This is a genomic window from Paenibacillus lentus (genome assembly GCF_042714055.1).
Classification (GTDB): domain Bacteria; phylum Bacillota; class Bacilli; order Paenibacillales; family Paenibacillaceae; genus Fontibacillus; species Fontibacillus lentus_A.
In genome coordinates this window covers 12,981-28,058 of the sequence record NZ_JBHGVC010000013.1, presented here as the reverse complement: position 1 = coordinate 28,058, position 15,078 = coordinate 12,981, and the positions used below count along the sequence as shown (strand labels likewise).

General features: G+C 45.4%; 13 protein-coding genes and 1 pseudogene. 13 read left to right on the top strand and 1 reads right to left on the bottom strand.

From position 1 onward, the window contains the following. Nucleotides 1-22: 22 nt before the first annotated feature. On the bottom strand, nt 23-1,138 hold the full coding sequence (locus tag ACE3MQ_RS22385; protein ID WP_379396893.1) for an LCP family protein: 1,116 nt from the start codon (nt 1,136-1,138) through the stop codon (nt 23-25). A gap of 132 nt (nt 1,139-1,270) precedes the next feature. Here ACE3MQ_RS22385 and bcp point away from each other — a divergent pair, with 132 nt between their 5' ends. The 13 genes and pseudogenes from bcp to ACE3MQ_RS22320 all read left to right on the top strand — a co-directional run bounded on the left by bcp (nt 1,271) and on the right by ACE3MQ_RS22320 (nt 15,048). After that, nucleotides 1,271-1,756: a thioredoxin-dependent thiol peroxidase gene (gene bcp, locus ACE3MQ_RS22380; protein WP_379396891.1), complete on the top strand. Its 486-nt coding sequence runs from the start codon at nt 1,271-1,273 to the stop codon at nt 1,754-1,756. A gap of 92 nt (nt 1,757-1,848) precedes the next feature. Further along, entirely contained in the window at nt 1,849-3,198 is a 1,350-nt protein-coding gene (locus ACE3MQ_RS22375) for a polysaccharide deacetylase (RefSeq protein ID WP_379396889.1), read from the top strand. Nucleotides 3,199-3,329: 131 nt separating this feature from the next. After that, entirely contained in the window at nt 3,330-4,298 is a 969-nt protein-coding gene (locus ACE3MQ_RS22370; RefSeq protein ID WP_379396887.1) for an AAA family ATPase, read from the top strand. Next, on the top strand, nt 4,295-5,611 hold the full coding sequence (locus ACE3MQ_RS22365; protein WP_379396885.1) for a DUF58 domain-containing protein: 1,317 nt from the start codon (nt 4,295-4,297) through the stop codon (nt 5,609-5,611). The genes ACE3MQ_RS22370 and ACE3MQ_RS22365 overlap by 4 nt, the downstream gene beginning before the upstream one ends. After that, nucleotides 5,598-7,925 carry a transglutaminase-like domain-containing protein gene (locus ACE3MQ_RS22360; RefSeq protein ID WP_379396882.1) on the top strand — a complete coding sequence of 776 codons (2,328 nt, stop codon included), beginning with the start codon at nt 5,598-5,600 and terminating at the stop codon, nt 7,923-7,925. The genes ACE3MQ_RS22365 and ACE3MQ_RS22360 overlap by 14 nt, the downstream gene beginning before the upstream one ends. Before the next feature lie 77 nt (nt 7,926-8,002). Next, nucleotides 8,003-9,541 (top strand): glutamine-hydrolyzing GMP synthase, encoded by a 1,539-nt coding sequence (gene guaA, locus ACE3MQ_RS22355; protein WP_379396880.1) that lies wholly within the window; start codon nt 8,003-8,005, stop codon nt 9,539-9,541. 316 nt (nt 9,542-9,857) lie between these two features. Continuing rightward, nucleotides 9,858-10,136, top strand: a pseudogene (locus ACE3MQ_RS22350) (tyrosine-type recombinase/integrase); the annotation flags it as partial. A gap of 284 nt (nt 10,137-10,420) precedes the next feature. After that, complete coding sequence (locus tag ACE3MQ_RS22345; protein WP_379397108.1) at nt 10,421-10,762, top strand: Fic family protein; 342 nt, start codon at nt 10,421-10,423, stop codon at nt 10,760-10,762. 219 nt (nt 10,763-10,981) lie between these two features. Then, nucleotides 10,982-11,590, top strand: a complete 609-nt coding sequence (locus ACE3MQ_RS22340) for a hypothetical protein (RefSeq protein WP_379396878.1) — start codon at nt 10,982-10,984, stop codon at nt 11,588-11,590. A 414-nt stretch (nt 11,591-12,004) separates the two neighbouring features. Continuing rightward, nucleotides 12,005-13,096 (top strand): DUF4062 domain-containing protein, encoded by a 1,092-nt coding sequence (locus ACE3MQ_RS22335; RefSeq protein ID WP_379396876.1) that lies wholly within the window; start codon nt 12,005-12,007, stop codon nt 13,094-13,096. 202 nt (nt 13,097-13,298) lie between these two features. After that, nucleotides 13,299-13,496 (top strand): recombinase family protein, encoded by a 198-nt coding sequence (locus ACE3MQ_RS22330; RefSeq protein ID WP_379396874.1) that lies wholly within the window; start codon nt 13,299-13,301, stop codon nt 13,494-13,496. Beyond that, complete coding sequence (locus tag ACE3MQ_RS22325; protein ID WP_379396871.1) at nt 13,441-13,761, top strand: recombinase family protein; 321 nt, start codon at nt 13,441-13,443, stop codon at nt 13,759-13,761. Before ACE3MQ_RS22330 ends, ACE3MQ_RS22325 begins: the two co-directional genes overlap by 56 nt. A 204-nt stretch (nt 13,762-13,965) precedes the next feature. Then, a complete protein-coding gene (locus ACE3MQ_RS22320; protein ID WP_379396869.1) occupies nt 13,966-15,048 on the top strand; it encodes a phospholipase D-like domain-containing protein in 1,083 nt (360 codons plus the stop codon). The last annotated feature ends 30 nt before the right edge of the window (nt 15,049-15,078 follow it).

Below are 15,078 nucleotides of genomic sequence, written 5' to 3'. Positions count from 1 at the left end.
CGATAATGTTTAGCGCTTCAGGTTAATTCTGGAGTGCATCCGAAGCAGGGGGAGACCCGGAACTGGAGCCTGTGCTTCTGCTGGTTCCGGGTTCGGCGCTAGTCCCAGCACTCGTCTCCTTGCTTGCATCTTCGGCACCTGCCGGATCGCTGTCACTATCGGTTCCATCGTCCTGCTCCACCGGCGCGCTAAACACATCCTGTACAAATTGCTTTAACTCCTCATCGCTTCGAATACCTATCACATCGGAGCCGCCCACATTCTTCTCCACGACCAGCTTCATCGGAGGAATTTGCTCGCTTCCTGCCATTTTGCTATCATAGGCGACGGTAGCAAGCTTCCACATGTCGTTGATCGTCAAATTCGTATCGATGTAAGGATTCACTTTCTCCAGAATCGACGGGAGCTTCATGATTGATGTCGTCGATATCATTTTCTCGGCAACGGCTTTAAGGAAATTGCGCTGGCGCTCGGTTCGCGTATAGTCGGACAGGGCGTCGTGACGGAAACGAACATACTGAAGAGCTGAATTGCCATCCAGATGCTGCTGCCCTTTTTTCAAATTAATATCGTATTCATGTTTGTCTGCCTTACTGGTGTAACGCATATCCTTCTCGACGTAGAAGTCAACGCCCCCGATGGCGTCAACAAGCTCGATAAAGCCCTGGAAGTCGGTATAGACGTAATATTGAATCGGGATGCCAAGCAGCTCAGAGACCGTCTCCATCGCCTTGTTGGGGCCGAAGGTAATGGCCGCATTGATGCGATCCGAGCCGTGGCCTGGTATTTTTATATAAGTATCACGCATAATAGAGAACAGATAGGCCTTCTTCTCTACGGGATCGACGGAGGCTACCATCATTGTGTCGGATCGAGGGATTTCTCCCTTCTTGAGTCCGCGGGCGTCCACGCCCATCAGCAAAATATTGACCCGCTCGGTGCCTTCCCATTTCGGGGGCTGGGCTTCCTTCTTGGTCTCAACCGGCTGCACATTGTAGAAGGGCGAATCCTCGCCTTTCTTCTGGAATTTATCAACTTGGTTGTAAATGGCGATAAAATAATAAGCCGCGACGGCGGCAATGGCGACCAGAACTCCGGTGATGGACCAGATGATCGTCCGTTTTGTGCGTTTCGTCATATTGTTCGTTCCTTTCGATGGATAACGATGAGAACCGTTGTATTGGATGTTTCACATACCCATACATTATAATTTCTTTTGTAGGTACAATCAATTTTCGTATTTGTGAATGCAGAGAGGAGTTTTAATAACATGGTGGATGTTCAAGTGCAGGTAGGTCAGCTTGTTCCAGATTTCCAGCTTCCCGCCAGCGGGGGAGAGGAGATCTCATTAAGCCAATTCCGAGGCCGCAAGGTCATTATATATTTTTATCCGAGAGATATGACACCGGCTTGCACGAAGCAGGCCTGCGATTTTCGGGATCAGAGCGAAGTGTTGATGAAGCATGGGGCCGTTGTGCTCGGCATTAGCGGGGACTCCGTCAAGGCGCATGATAAATTCATAGCCAAGCACGGGCTGTCTTTTCCGCTGCTTGCCGATGAAGATCATCGCGTTTGCCGTATGTTCGGCGTATGGCAATTGAAGAAATTGTATGGCCGCGAGTATGAAGGAATCGTTCGCTCCACCTTTCTGATCGATGAAGAAGGCCGGCTGCTGCAGGAATGGAGAGGCGTCAGAGTAGCCGGACATGTCGAAAAAGTACTGGAAGCTTTGCAGGAGCATACAAGCTCGAAATAAGGATAGCGCCATGTAGTCTTTTTTTCATTATTCGTTCATATAATCTACCAGAAACCCAATGAATTGATATAATCGGCGGAGGTAGATTCAATATGAATAAAAAATGGCTGGCTGGACTTCTATTGTTTCGCATGGTTACCGTAGTTATGGTTATTATTCTAATCGTAAGCGTGAATCCTCATTTCAAAACCCGGAATGTGATGCCGGAGGCTGCCGCCCAGTCTTCTGTGAATACGGCGGCTGCCTTCATGGCACGAACTGCTGTATCATCCACTTCCTCAGAACCCTCTGAAACAATAAATACTTCAGTCGCAGCGGCTGACAGAAAGGTCACGCCAGCTCCGTCCCCTAAATCCACATCCGGCTCAAACACCAAGGAACCAAACAAAGTAGTATACCTTACCTTCGATGACGGTCCGAGCAAATGGACTGACGACGTTTTGGACATATTGAAAAATGCTGACGTACCGGCTACCTTCTTTCTGCTTGGAGAGCAGGCGAAGCGGTTCCCGGAGATCGTCAACCGAATCGACGAGGCCGGACATGCGATCGGAAATCATACATACAACCATAAATACGATGAACTGTACAGCAGCTTTGGGAAGTTCTGGTTCCAGATCAAGGAGACGGAGGAAGTGCTTAGAAATATTACGGGGACGCGCACTCCGCTTGTCAGAGCTCCTGGCGGGACGTACGGCCATTTCGATGCAAACTATTTCAAGCTGCTGGAGCAAGGCGGCTATAAAGTATTCGACTGGAATCTCGATAGCGGCGACTCCAAGCGAAAAGGGGTACCCGCCTCGGAAATTATAAAGAACGTCACTTCTGCCAAGCAGGGCAGCTCCATGAACGTACTGATGCATGATGGTGGCGGTCATGAGGAGACCGTTAAAGCTCTGCCAAAAATTATAGAATTCTATAAATCGCTCGGGTATGAATTCCGCGCAATTACTCCTGGGGACACTCCCGTTCAATTTGCCATTGCCCCCAAGATGAAAAACAACAAGCGTCCGCTGCCCTCAAGCGTATGGGTGGAGGCCCATGTCGTCCCTAATGCCGCGCTGTTTGGCCCTGGCGCACCGCTTTATGTCGAAGCCGGAGGAGTAGAGACAAGGCTTGCAGCAGGGGAATATGAGCTGAAGAACGGACAATATCGGGTTCCGCTTCGGACGGTCATGGAGCGGCTGGGAGCTGAGGTGCGCTGGAATGATAGAGAACAGACCGCGGTGATTTCCTGGAGGGATACAAGCATAACCGTTAATTCGGCAAAAGAAACGATGATCGTTGAAGCTGAGGGAGGGGGTATAGCAGAATATTCCGTTGCCATCGACAGGAAAAACGGATTAATCTGGCTGCCGCTGCGTACGCTGCTTGAGGTAGCCGGACATGACATTCTCTCCGTCACCTCCAGTTCGGAGGAGCGAAGAGTGCGGGCATCATGACCGATTCCTGTCTTGAAGGCAAGCCGTGCCGCAATCCAATTGCGATAGTATCTCTCACCTATGTCTATTTTCGGTAGGTTCTGGCCACAATGGTTGGTAGAATAGCGACCGGAAATGGAGGTAGCCAGGTCATGATCGATGATTATTCAGCAGATCTGCTCGGCAAACTAGTAAATCGAGTAAATAGCGTAATTATAGGAAAAAGAAAGGAAATCGAGCTGGCCATCGTCAGTATGCTGTACGGGGGACACATCCTGCTCGAGGATGTACCCGGTGTTGGCAAGACGCTGCTGGTGCGTACGCTCGCGGCCTGTCTCGGCGGCACATTTGGCCGAATTCAGTTCACCTCGGATTTGATGCCCTCTGACGTGACCGGTGTGTCGGTATACCATCCCCAGACAGGCCAGTTCGAATTCCGTCCAGGGGCGATCATGGCTCATGTCGTGCTTGCGGACGAGATTAATCGTGCGGCTCCACGAACTCAATCCGCCTTGCTGGAGGCGATGGAGGAGCGCAAAGTGACGGTGGATGGGGTGACCCACCCGCTGCCAAAGCCTTTTTTACTGCTGGCTACTCAGAATCCGTTGGATTATGAGGGAACCCACAGATTGCCGGAGGCGCAGCTTGATCGGTTTTTAATGCGTATTGCCCTCGGTTATCCGCAGCCTGAGCAGGAGGTTGCAATGCTTGACCGCATGCAGGAGAGGCTGTCTTTAGAGGAGATTCGCCCCGTGCTCCTGCTCGAAGAAATGGTGCAAATGCAGCGACAGGTTAGGAAAGTGCTCGTCGATGAACGGATCAAGCAGTATTTAGTCGCGATAGCCCATGCATCCCGCCGTCATTCCCAGCTTGCGCTCGGAATCAGTCCTCGCGGAACATTGGCCTGGATGGGGGCCGCACAGGCCATGGCCTATTATAAGGGCCGTTCCTACGTGATTCCTGATGATGTTAAGGCAGTAGCGGCAGCGGTTCTGTCCCACCGGATCATGCTGAAGCCTGAGGCGAAATTATCGGGATTGCGCGGAGAGGATCTTGTTGAAGATCTATTGTCCCAGGGCAAGGTGCCGGTATCTCATCCGCACCGGGGAGTATCATCATGATGGGCAAAAGCCTGCGGCCGTGGATTGCAGCTGCGCCAGTCATTGCTCTGCTCGGTGCCGTTTACGCTGTGAAAGGAGGAACCTCTTCGTTATTTCTTTTCCTGTTGGCGTGCTCCATTGCACTAGTGGGGGGCTTTACCCAGCTATCCGGGCCGAGAAAAGTCGAAATACAACGCACTTGGTCGCCTCTATCCCCTCTTGACGGGGAGGACGTGGAGGTTACGGTTCATGTGCGATTAATAGGAGGAATCCCTCCTCTCTGGGTGCAGGTGGAGGATTGTTTGGCGGGTGACGAGCAGGAAAGCGGCAAGCTGCTGTTCAGCGGATTCAGACGCAACTATAGTGGTACCTATCGTTTGGATGGAGTCCCGCGTGGCGTATACACGGAAGGGACTACCAGAATTGCCTGGGGCGATGTCTTTGGTTGGTTTAAACGCAGCCTTTATCATCAGGGAAGCGATAAGCTTCTCGTCCAACCGCTTCCCCTGCGTATGTTTTCGTCTGATGGTTTAAAGGGGCGGGATGAGGATGGCAGTGGTGAACTGTCGGCGGAATCAACAGGCCTTGCCTCGTTTTGGGACAGCCGCTTAAGAGGGTATGAAGCCGGGGATCCGCTTAAATTCATTCATTGGAAAAGCTCCGCTCGCCGTGGCGAGCTTATTTCCCGCGTACCGGAGGAAATTTCCGAGCCCCCCTCCTGCTTGCTTCTTGATACGGACAGAAAGTCTTATTCCGCTGAAGGGCAGTATAGCCAAGATGAGCAGGCTCGGCAGGAGATATTTGAAATTGCCATCTCGGCTGCAGCGGCATGGCTGCACCGGGAGAGCAGAGGAGCAGAAGGGTTTCAGCTATGCTTATGGCCAGGGAACCGCCATCTTCAGCTTAGCGGCAAAGAAGGGCTTTATAAGGGGCTAGAGGTTTTGGCACATGCTCAGCTTGGGGCTGACCATTTCGATCCTTCACTTCGCGCTGCGGAGCTGGGGAATAATCCGGCTCACGGGCAGCGAATTACAGTAATAACCGGATATTTGACGTCTTCCCTCGTGGCAAGACTGCTGCAAATGGCCGACGCTGGAGCCGTGCTGGATTTGTGGTGCGCCGGTGAACTAAGCATGCCCATGAAGGATGGTATTGCCCATGAACGATCTAGCTCGTTCAGTGACAAATCCAGCTTTGGCAGCTTTTCAGGGGATGGCCCAGGCCAACTGTCTGCCCAGCTTAGAAAGCATGGCATTCATATAGTACCGCTATTGAACTATACGTCCACCGGGATGAAGCTGGAGACGGGGGGTGGAGAGCATGGCATCGCCTAACCTGGATCATTCGCCCCTTAATACGCCCGTTCGATTTACCAAACGGGAAGCTGCACGGTTGTGGCTGCACAGAAGTCTAGTATCGCTGCTTCTGTTTGCCCTCTTTGGGGAGAGCCTATATCCGCTTTATTCTATTGTGGTAGAAGACGAGAAGAGAGTTATTGATGTCTTCTTATGCCTAACAGGCGCCCTTTTGCTGGCGGGTTCCCTGCGGCTGGCGTCATGGCTGCAAGCTGCGCTGTCCCTGATATTAATCGGAGGCGCTTTGTTCTATTTGTTTGCAATGAACGAAGGAATGTCCTGGATGAATGGATATGGGGAAATCGTGGCTCAGGATATAGCTTCGATATTTCAATCGGGTAGACTAAGCGAGGCGAGCTCGGAGTCAAGAATGCTTCTCTTGCTGATCGGGTGGAGCTTGTTGGTCGTTTCTGTCCAGATGCTGGCGGTAGGCCGGCAAACGATTCTGCTCTTCCTGTCAGTTACGGTGATTTATTTGCTGACGATCGAGATGATATTTGATGTGCCCGTATTCTACAATCTGGTGCGTGCAGCGGGAATTGGCCTTTGGATACAGTGTTACACGTTTGCAATGCAGACGAGGGAAAATGGTTACGTCAACCAAGAACCCTCGAGTCCGGCCAGGAAAAATCAAAGCGGCCAAGCCTACAAAATCTCTGCTCCCCTTACGGTTGCGGGGCTGGTTCTTGCCGCTGGCGTACTATGCTTCTTGCTCCCGGCCCAGCCGAATCAGCAGCAGCCCTTGCAGGCTTTGATGAAAAGTCTGCAAAGCTGGTATGAGAGGGAGAGCTTGGGCAAAGCGAGCGTGACGACTTCCAGTGTATCCGGCTACGGGCACGATGATAGTGAGCTGGGAGCACCGCTGGAGCTTCGCTGGAATACTTATTTTACAGCGAAATCGCCTGTGCCCGTCTATTGGCGCGGAGAGAGCAAGAGCGTGTATACGGGCCGCGGCTGGCTGCAGCCCATAACCGTGGAGAAAGGAACGGAGAGCGGGAACTGGTCAAGCATGCTGCCGCAGGAGGATGACATCGCCAGTCGCCCTAAGCTCAGACAAACGATTGAGTTTCAAAAACCGGTCTCCGGCAAGCTGCCGCTCCTTAGCGGAGGCATTCCCATTCAAGTCGATCGCGTATTTGCCCAGGATAACCGCAGCGTCTCATTCAATGCCAGCTTAAACCCTGCTACCGGCGCGATTTATCTGGATAACGCAGGAAATACTGATCAGACATTCCCCTTAAAAAGGATTCGGGGCTATGAACTGACTGTCAGCCAGCTGCCGACCGCCGGCGGGCATTTGCGACAACTGCAAAGCGATGACCCGGAATCCATAAAGGAGCAATACCTTCAGCTCCCGGAGAGCTTGCCTGTACGTGTCCGCGAGCTGGGCAAATCTCTGGTTCAAGAGACGAATAATCGCTATGATGCGGCGATGGAGATTGCCAGGCATTTGAAGCAGAATTATTCTTATAGCTTGAATTCGGCTGTTCCTCCGGCGGATGAGGATTTTGTGGATCGATTTCTGTTTGTTGACCGTCACGGCTACTGCGATCATTTCTCTACGGCAATGGTCGTTTTGCTGCGCAGCAACGAGATCCCAGCTCGCTGGGTCAAAGGATTTACTCCAGGAGAGCGCAGCAAAGAAGCGCCTGATTCGTACACGATATCGTATGCGGACGCGCATGCGTGGGTGGAGGTTTATTTTCCGGGAAAAGGCTGGGTTCCGTTCGATCCGACGCCTGGATATGAGTCCGTCATGTTTGCTTCCCCAGCAGGCTACCGGCAGCTTCTGCCGCCATGGTTTTGGAACTTAATGCAGACTACGGAAGGATTGCCTAAAGCGATAAAGGTTATTGCTGATCATGGGTTATCTATCTTGAGAGAATCGGCAGCTCAAGCGCCGATCCTATGGACTGCGGCTCTGCTTGCGGTTTGGCCTGTGATTTGGTTCGCCATGTGGATCAGCAGAAATATCGTTGTGTGGTACAATTTAATATTGTTATGGCAGCTCATTGTCTCGCCTAAAGCCGCTTTTCCGGATCAGAGGGTGCTGCTGCATGCTGCAGACAGAGTCTGGCAGCAGCTGTATCGGACTTATGGGTACAAGCCGGAGGCGATGACAGCTCGCGAATATGTGGAGTCGCTTGCTGCAAAACCAATAGAGAATTTCAACAAATTGGAGGAGTTTGTCCGGGATTGGGAAACATTATATTATGGAGGATTAAGGCCGGATCGGACAAATAGCCGAAATTTTCTGGAGTTATGCCGAAATTTGGCTTTGCGCCGTGGATAAGATGTCTTCCGAACTTTCTTGACGACTTCTTTTGTCGTTTCGTATAATTAGTTTCATGAATTGAGGGAGGCTCGGTAATGAATAAGCCAAATGAATTGATTGTGGTTCTTGATTTCGGAGGGCAGTACAATCAGCTGATAGCAAGAAGAATTCGCGATCTAGGAGTGTATAGCGAATTATTGCCATATAATACTTCGGCAGAGCGGCTGCGGGAATTGGCCCCTAAAGGCATTGTATTCTCCGGCGGCCCTTCCAGTGTGTATGCGGAGAATGCGCCTCACATTGACCCTGCCGTGTATGATATCGGTGTGCCGATTTTTGGGATTTGCTATGGAATGCAATTGATGGCCCATCAGCTTGGCGGTAAGGTAGAACGTGCGGCTAAACGCGAATACGGGAAGGCGGACGTGAACTTTGCGGAGAATTCTGCGCTGACTAAAGGCTTGGAATCGAAGCAAACGGTATGGATGAGTCATGGCGATCATGTGGTGGAGCTGCCGAAAGGCTTTGTCATTGATGCGTCGACGGAACATGCTCCGATCGCTGGCTTCGCGAATAAGGAGCGTCAATTGTATGGCGTTCAGTTCCATCCAGAGGTACGCCACTCCGTGCATGGGAATGAAATGCTCCGTAATTTCCTGTACGAAATTTGCGGATGCGAAGGCAACTGGAGTATGGAGACGTTCATCGAGGATGCGATTCAGGATATCCGGACACAGGTCGGCGACAAGAAAGTGCTGTGCGCGCTGAGCGGCGGCGTTGATTCCTCCGTGGTAGCGATGCTTATCCACAAGGCGGTAGGCGATCAACTGACCTGCATGTTCATTGATCACGGGCTGCTGCGTAAAGGCGAAGCCGAGAGCGTAATGGAGACGTTTGTTGGCAAGTTCGATATGAAGGTCGTCAAAATCGATGCGCGCGAACGCTTCCTGTCCAAGCTGGCAGGCGTCGATGATCCGGAGCAAAAACGGAAAATCATCGGTAATGAGTTTATTTATGTGTTTGAGGAAGAGTCCAAACAGTTTGACGATTTCGCATTTTTAGCGCAAGGTACGCTGTATACCGATATCGTGGAGAGCGGAACGGCGACTGCTCAAACTATCAAATCTCACCACAACGTTGGCGGACTGCCGGAAGATATGAAATTCGAATTGGTAGAGCCGCTGAAGGCGCTGTTCAAGGATGAGGTTCGTAAAGTCGGCGAGGAATGCGGCCTGCCTGCAGAAATCGTCTGGAGACAACCATTCCCTGGTCCAGGACTGGCGATCCGCGTATTGGGCGAAGTCACGGAGGACAAGCTCAAGATCGTTCGCGATTCCGACTACATTCTGCGCGAAGAGATTGCCAAAGCAGGGCTTGACCGTGAAATTTGGCAGTACTTCACTGCGCTCCCTAACATGAAGAGCGTCGGAGTGATGGGTGATGCCCGGACTTACTCCTACACTGTAGGCATCCGCGCGGTCACTTCCATCGACGGCATGACCGCTGACTGGGCGCGCATTCCTTGGGATGTGCTGGAAAAGATTTCGGTGCGTATCGTAAATGAAGTCGATAACGTAAACCGCATCGTTTACGATATCACTTCTAAGCCGCCTGCTACGATTGAGTGGGAATAGGTTGAGATTATTGATATTGTAATATGCCCGAAAACCCTTGCACATAAGGGTGTGGCTTTTACATCAGAGGTGTCTCAGCTAGACCTTTAACAATTGAGTGTCTAAAATTACTCTCTTTTATTTGCGTTATTTGCGAATAGAAGGGAGTTTTTTTATACTAAATTTTTAGGTTGAGTCAAGAAATTTTGGCAAGAAAGAAGGATTACATTGACGTTTGTATGTACCGTTTGTACAAGTGGGAAGGTTATAACCACAAAAGAGTTAAGTTTAACTGAAGCTGGGGATGTGAAGGCTATGCTGCCCCCGATTATCCTGTTCACGGATCAACAAGATTTTGAAGGAGTATTGTACCAATGCGGGGGTAAGAAAGGAGGTTAGATGCTCACCTTACGATTGTCGTCATTATTTTGCACAAAAACAGTTACGGAATGGAATTGATATATACAGTCTAAGCCGATTATTGGGGCATTTCGATACTAAGATAACTTCAAAGTATTTGAGAGGTCTAGAACAAGGCGACTTTCTTGAGATAGTACACATCCATAGTTCATTAAAACTTTTGAAAATAAAGCAAACAGTGAATAAGGATACATAGATTCGCTCTTCTACTCAAGGGTCGGTTACAGTTACGGAAAGAAGCAACAAAGAAACATTGAAGCAGCAGCTTTTCATGAACTTGCAGGACAAGCATTTTGAGAAGAACTTACGGGCGAATCAGACCTCTACCTTAAAATTATCCGTTTGATAAAAGATAAACCGCAAGAACACTTCAATAGAATTGAGATGCGGCAGTAAATCATTTCACCTTAGAGTTTATTAAAGATTTTTTTGATGATGAAGGTAAGAATGATTGGATAAAGCTCGTTCAGTTCAGCTGAGATAGGCGAAGATACGATTAAGAATATTCACTATCTGGTTATGAAGGGCATCGACAAGGAGTTCGCTGGGAGATACAGACTCAATAACGTGGTCATCTCAGGTAGCAAACATGTTCCTCTAAGTTACATTCAAGTTACTTCTGAGATGGAGAAGATGCTTGCATGGTATGATGATGTTAAGGAGAAGCTGCATCCAATAGAGCTGGCAGCATTGTTCCACTTTAAATTTGTATACATTCATCCTTTTAGAGATGGCAATGGACGTACAGCTCGACTACTGATGAACTTGATTCTGATGCAACATGGGTATTCACCAGCAATTGTAAAAGAAGTGATAGAGTGACGTATATGAAAGAATTAGAGAATGCAAGCTCTCATGGTGATGCTGAGAAAATTTACTTCAGTTGATTATTAAGTGTGTAGAGCAGAGTTTCAAAAAATATCTCTTTATGATTGGTTTAGATGATTCAGTAAGCGACCTTAACCATTTCAATATAAAGGTTAAGATCCAGTAAGGTGATAGTAGAATTGATCGACCATTAATTCAGGGGGCGGTGTGTGAATGAGGCTGTTTTCAAAATGTATTATTTGTTTATTGATCTTTCTCATTGGTTACACGTTGGGAGTGATTGGACCAGAAAATATTATTAATCTACTAGTAATAGAATTAAAAGGGTTGAATCTGATTTCCACAATTAGTTTTATTTCGTCGATATCAACATTAATTTTATTTATTGCTTATATTTTTGGAAGATTATACATGATAAAGAAGGTTCAGTTCACCTTGCCAGTCAATATTGACCTATCATATCAAGGAGAGATAGAAGGTCTAAAAGTGGTTAATGAGTATGATTTAGGAGCTAATAATTCCGAAACTATTTACTTATATTCTTCAGAGCCACTAAGATGGATTAAAATCTATGAATATGATTATGAAAATAGTGAAAATGGAACATTGGTGATTCAACACGATCTATTAAAAGATGGATATGCAATTAAGATTAATACTTATTTACCATGTGGGGTTCCAAATTATATTTTAGAATATCAACGGTTTGATTATATACAAGGTCAAATGCTAATTGGTGAAAACGGTAAGAATGGAGTTTTGGAAGAACATCTATCAACTAAATATACACTTAGGAGTTATTTTTATTATTTGGTTAAGTAATTGAGTTTGAAAGGTGTTTGTAAAGTGCTGTACTAACACTGATGAAGAAGAACGTACATATTGCTCACTAGACAGTTCATACCATTATTACAGGACTTGTGAGCGAATTAGAAGATCTACAGGTGATTTAGAGTCTAAGCACTCATAGTTCAGCAGATTATGTTTCTGCGTAGCAGTAAGCATAGTGATAAAGAAAAGCAGAATGCGGTTAAACGCTTATACAAGGAATAGCCACTCTTATGGATGGGTGGCTTTTGTTATAGAGGGGAGGTACTTATGGGATATTTACCATAACGAGAAAGTATGTAGCACATCAAGACTGCGATTGAGGGAGAATTTAGAAGAAGGTTGATGGTTATTGTTGGTTCATATGATAGAATATAACTAGTGAAAAATACTTTGGGGGGTGCAGCTGTGAGAAAGAAATTACAAGTTTTTGTTTCTTCTACTTACGAAGATTTAAAAAAAGAAAGACAAGCTGCCGTTCAAGCAATCTTAACATCGGGTCACATTCCTGCTGGAATGGAGTTATTTTCGGCAGGAGATGAAACTCAAAAAGAAATCATTAAAAAGTGGATTGATGAATCAGACGTTTATCTACTTATACTCGGTGGTAGATATGGCTCGATAGACAACTCAACGGGCATAAGTTACACCCATTGGGAGTATCAATACGCAGGAGATATAAGCAAGCCTAGATTTGCAGTAGTAATTTCTGAAGATGCGTTAGAGGGTAAGATTAGAAACGAAGGAACTCAAATGATGGAGAAAGCCAATCCTCAATTATATCAAGAGTTTCGAAAAGAAGTTCTGGGTAAGATATGTAAAATTTTTGATGATGAGCGAGATATTGAGCTTGCGGTTTTTCAAAAGATGGGTGAGTACATTTCACGTGATGACTTGACAGGATGGATACGGGGGAGTGAGGTTCCAGAGGTTTTGGATATCATTAAAGAGCATTATAAACTTGCTTCTGATAATGCAGCCTTAAGAAAAGAGATTACTGCCCTTAATAAGCAGTTAGAACAAAAACAAGCAATCAAAACATTCGATGGATTTACTTTTGAAGAGTTACGAAAAACATTATCGCAGATAAAAATAGAATTGCCAAAAAAATTAAAACCAACAGCAAGTAGTAGACCAAGTAAAAGCATTCTTGAATTGTTTTATGTTTTAAAGGATAGTTTTGCAACGGGGATTACTAATCAAGTTGGCATTAGTGAAGAGGAGAGTTTTGTTTATTATTCGATTGCACCCCGATTGATGACATTCAAACTCTTAGAGAAAGTCAAAGTGACAGGTGCAAGATATGAAAAAATGCAGATGTCAAAACTCGGCTTCGAATTTTTAAAGATGCTTGAAATACACATGGTATCTAAGAAAACATCGGAAGATTCTCCTAAAAAGGATGGAAAAGATCGTTTAGAAATATATGAAAATTCAGGCGGGCCATCAGCACCAAAGAAGACAACGAGGAAATCAAGAAAGGCTGCAGTTGTAAAATAAATGATTACGCATAAAGAGGGACTAAATAAAAAGAGAAGTTTTATCGACCAAAGGCATCATCCTTCGATGATGCTTTTCTTCTGCCATGAGAGCTTGAATGTATCCTGTATTATTACATAGAGTTTGTATTATACTCAAATGACAGCTAAAACATTAACTTACATACGTGTTTCAGCTGAATTCAGACAGACAGCTAAATGAAATGACGATGCAACCTGGAATTAATGAGCGTGTCATATTCATCGATAAGAAAAATGGTAAGGACTTCGACAGACCACACTATCAGGTGTTGAAGCAATGCTTACGTCAAGGAGGTTTGCTGTACATAAAATCTATCGACCGATTTGGACGTAACAGCAAAGAAATTAAGAGGGAATGGGAATATCACTCAAGAGGTTAAAGAAGATATAAAGGTTGTTGATATGCCTTTACTAGATACAACAAAGCATAAGGACATGTTAGGGACATTTGTGAGTGATTTGGTATTACAAGTGCTTTCTTTTGTTGCCGATCGGGAGCGAGAGAATATTAGACAGCGACAGTCAGAAGGGATAGCGGTAGCAAAAAAACAAGGTAAGCATCTTGGACGACCGCAGGTAAACTTGGATTCACTGTCGAAAGAACAGAAATCAATACTGGAGGTTAAATTATTTAAAATGGATTGAAAAAGAGATACAGCAGGGGAATTACATTCTATAAGATTATGAAAGAGTATAGGAGAGGTTTGGAAGAAAATAACTAATAAATGCATCAGTTAGATTCTGCTTCTGCTGGAAGATATCTAAACAAACTGGATGGACATTCAAGTATTTTGCATTATAAAATAAGGTAATGGGTCATTACAATTTGAAATAAAGAATGGTGAGGAAATGCAAAGAGAACTGGATACAATTTATAAAAAAATTATAGACAATTATAAAAAAGTATCTGATAAAGAGTTAACAAGACTTGTTGAGTTAGTCAATTCAAGATTTTCTGGTCATGACATAATCTTATCCTCCTTATCTCAAAGACAAATATTTCAAATCTTTGACCATATTACACGGGCAACATATGAATTGACAAAGCCTGGTTATTCACGTTCCAAACACTATATTCTATCTAATTTATGCAAAGCGCGATATGCATTTGAATCAGGATCCAGAAAAGATATTTTTAAAAAACATAGTATGCTAATTGAAGACGAGTTTGAGTGCATGAACTGTTATGTTAGTTTTAAGTTCTTCTATGATGGGGAGAATCCAATTTTATTATTTAAACACAATTATGGATTTGGCAGTATTACTAACTGGGTAGAGGAATTTGTAAAGCATATTAATGAGAAATATCTAGAGGATATAGGGGTAGAGGTTATAAAAGATAGTGTTTCTATATATTATCGTGAAGCTGTGATTGAGAATGTTCCTATTTCATATGATAAAGTTGAATTTACTAATGAAATAAAAAATCCTATATGGAAAAGTGTAGAAGAGGAATGGTTTGAAGATTTATGGAATCAACATTGTCTAGTTGAAAGCTACGAAGATAACTCTATATTTTTCGAAGGTAATACTTCATATACAGCCAACAAAAAATTAAGAGAAATTTTGCTTTTAAGTAAGAAGAACATATCAATTATCGATCCTTATGTTGATTCCAGTTTGTTAAACTTACTTGAAATTGTTGATAGAAATGTTCACATTAGAGTAGTCTCGGATGTTTTACAAGGAGATTTTGAAGACGTCTATAAACTCTTTAAAAAAGAACGTGGAAAAATTGATGTTATTGTTCATAAAAAAAAGATTCATGATAGATTTATAATTATTGATGATAGACATTATTATCTGCTAGGCTCTTCTATTAATTCTTTTGGTGATAAAGCGACTACATTAATTCAAATCAAGGAGCCGAAACTCAAAGAAGACATTCAAAATTTCTTTAAAAATATGTGGTCTGGGAAAGAATCCCTATAATATAGGGGAGGTACATTGTATTTGTAACTA

Excerpts from the sequence above, each read along its gene's own strand:
- bcp (WP_379396891.1), top strand. The coding sequence starts at position 1,271 with ATGGTGGATGTTCAAGTGCAGGTAGGTCAGCTTGTTCCAGATTTCCAG.
- ACE3MQ_RS22385 (WP_379396893.1), bottom strand. The coding sequence starts at position 1,138 with ATGACGAAACGCACAAAACGGACGATCATCTGGTCCATCACCGGAGTT.
- ACE3MQ_RS22320 (WP_379396869.1), top strand. The coding sequence starts at position 13,966 with ATGCAAAGAGAACTGGATACAATTTATAAAAAAATTATAGACAATTAT.
- ACE3MQ_RS22370 (WP_379396887.1), top strand. The coding sequence starts at position 3,330 with ATGATCGATGATTATTCAGCAGATCTGCTCGGCAAACTAGTAAATCGA.
- ACE3MQ_RS22365 (WP_379396885.1), top strand. The coding sequence starts at position 4,295 with ATGATGGGCAAAAGCCTGCGGCCGTGGATTGCAGCTGCGCCAGTCATT.
- ACE3MQ_RS22360 (WP_379396882.1), top strand. The coding sequence starts at position 5,598 with ATGGCATCGCCTAACCTGGATCATTCGCCCCTTAATACGCCCGTTCGA.
- ACE3MQ_RS22375 (WP_379396889.1), top strand. The coding sequence starts at position 1,849 with ATGAATAAAAAATGGCTGGCTGGACTTCTATTGTTTCGCATGGTTACC.
- ACE3MQ_RS22340 (WP_379396878.1), top strand. The coding sequence starts at position 10,982 with ATGAGGCTGTTTTCAAAATGTATTATTTGTTTATTGATCTTTCTCATT.
- ACE3MQ_RS22330 (WP_379396874.1), top strand. The coding sequence starts at position 13,299 with ATGACGATGCAACCTGGAATTAATGAGCGTGTCATATTCATCGATAAG.
- guaA (WP_379396880.1), top strand. The coding sequence starts at position 8,003 with ATGAATAAGCCAAATGAATTGATTGTGGTTCTTGATTTCGGAGGGCAG.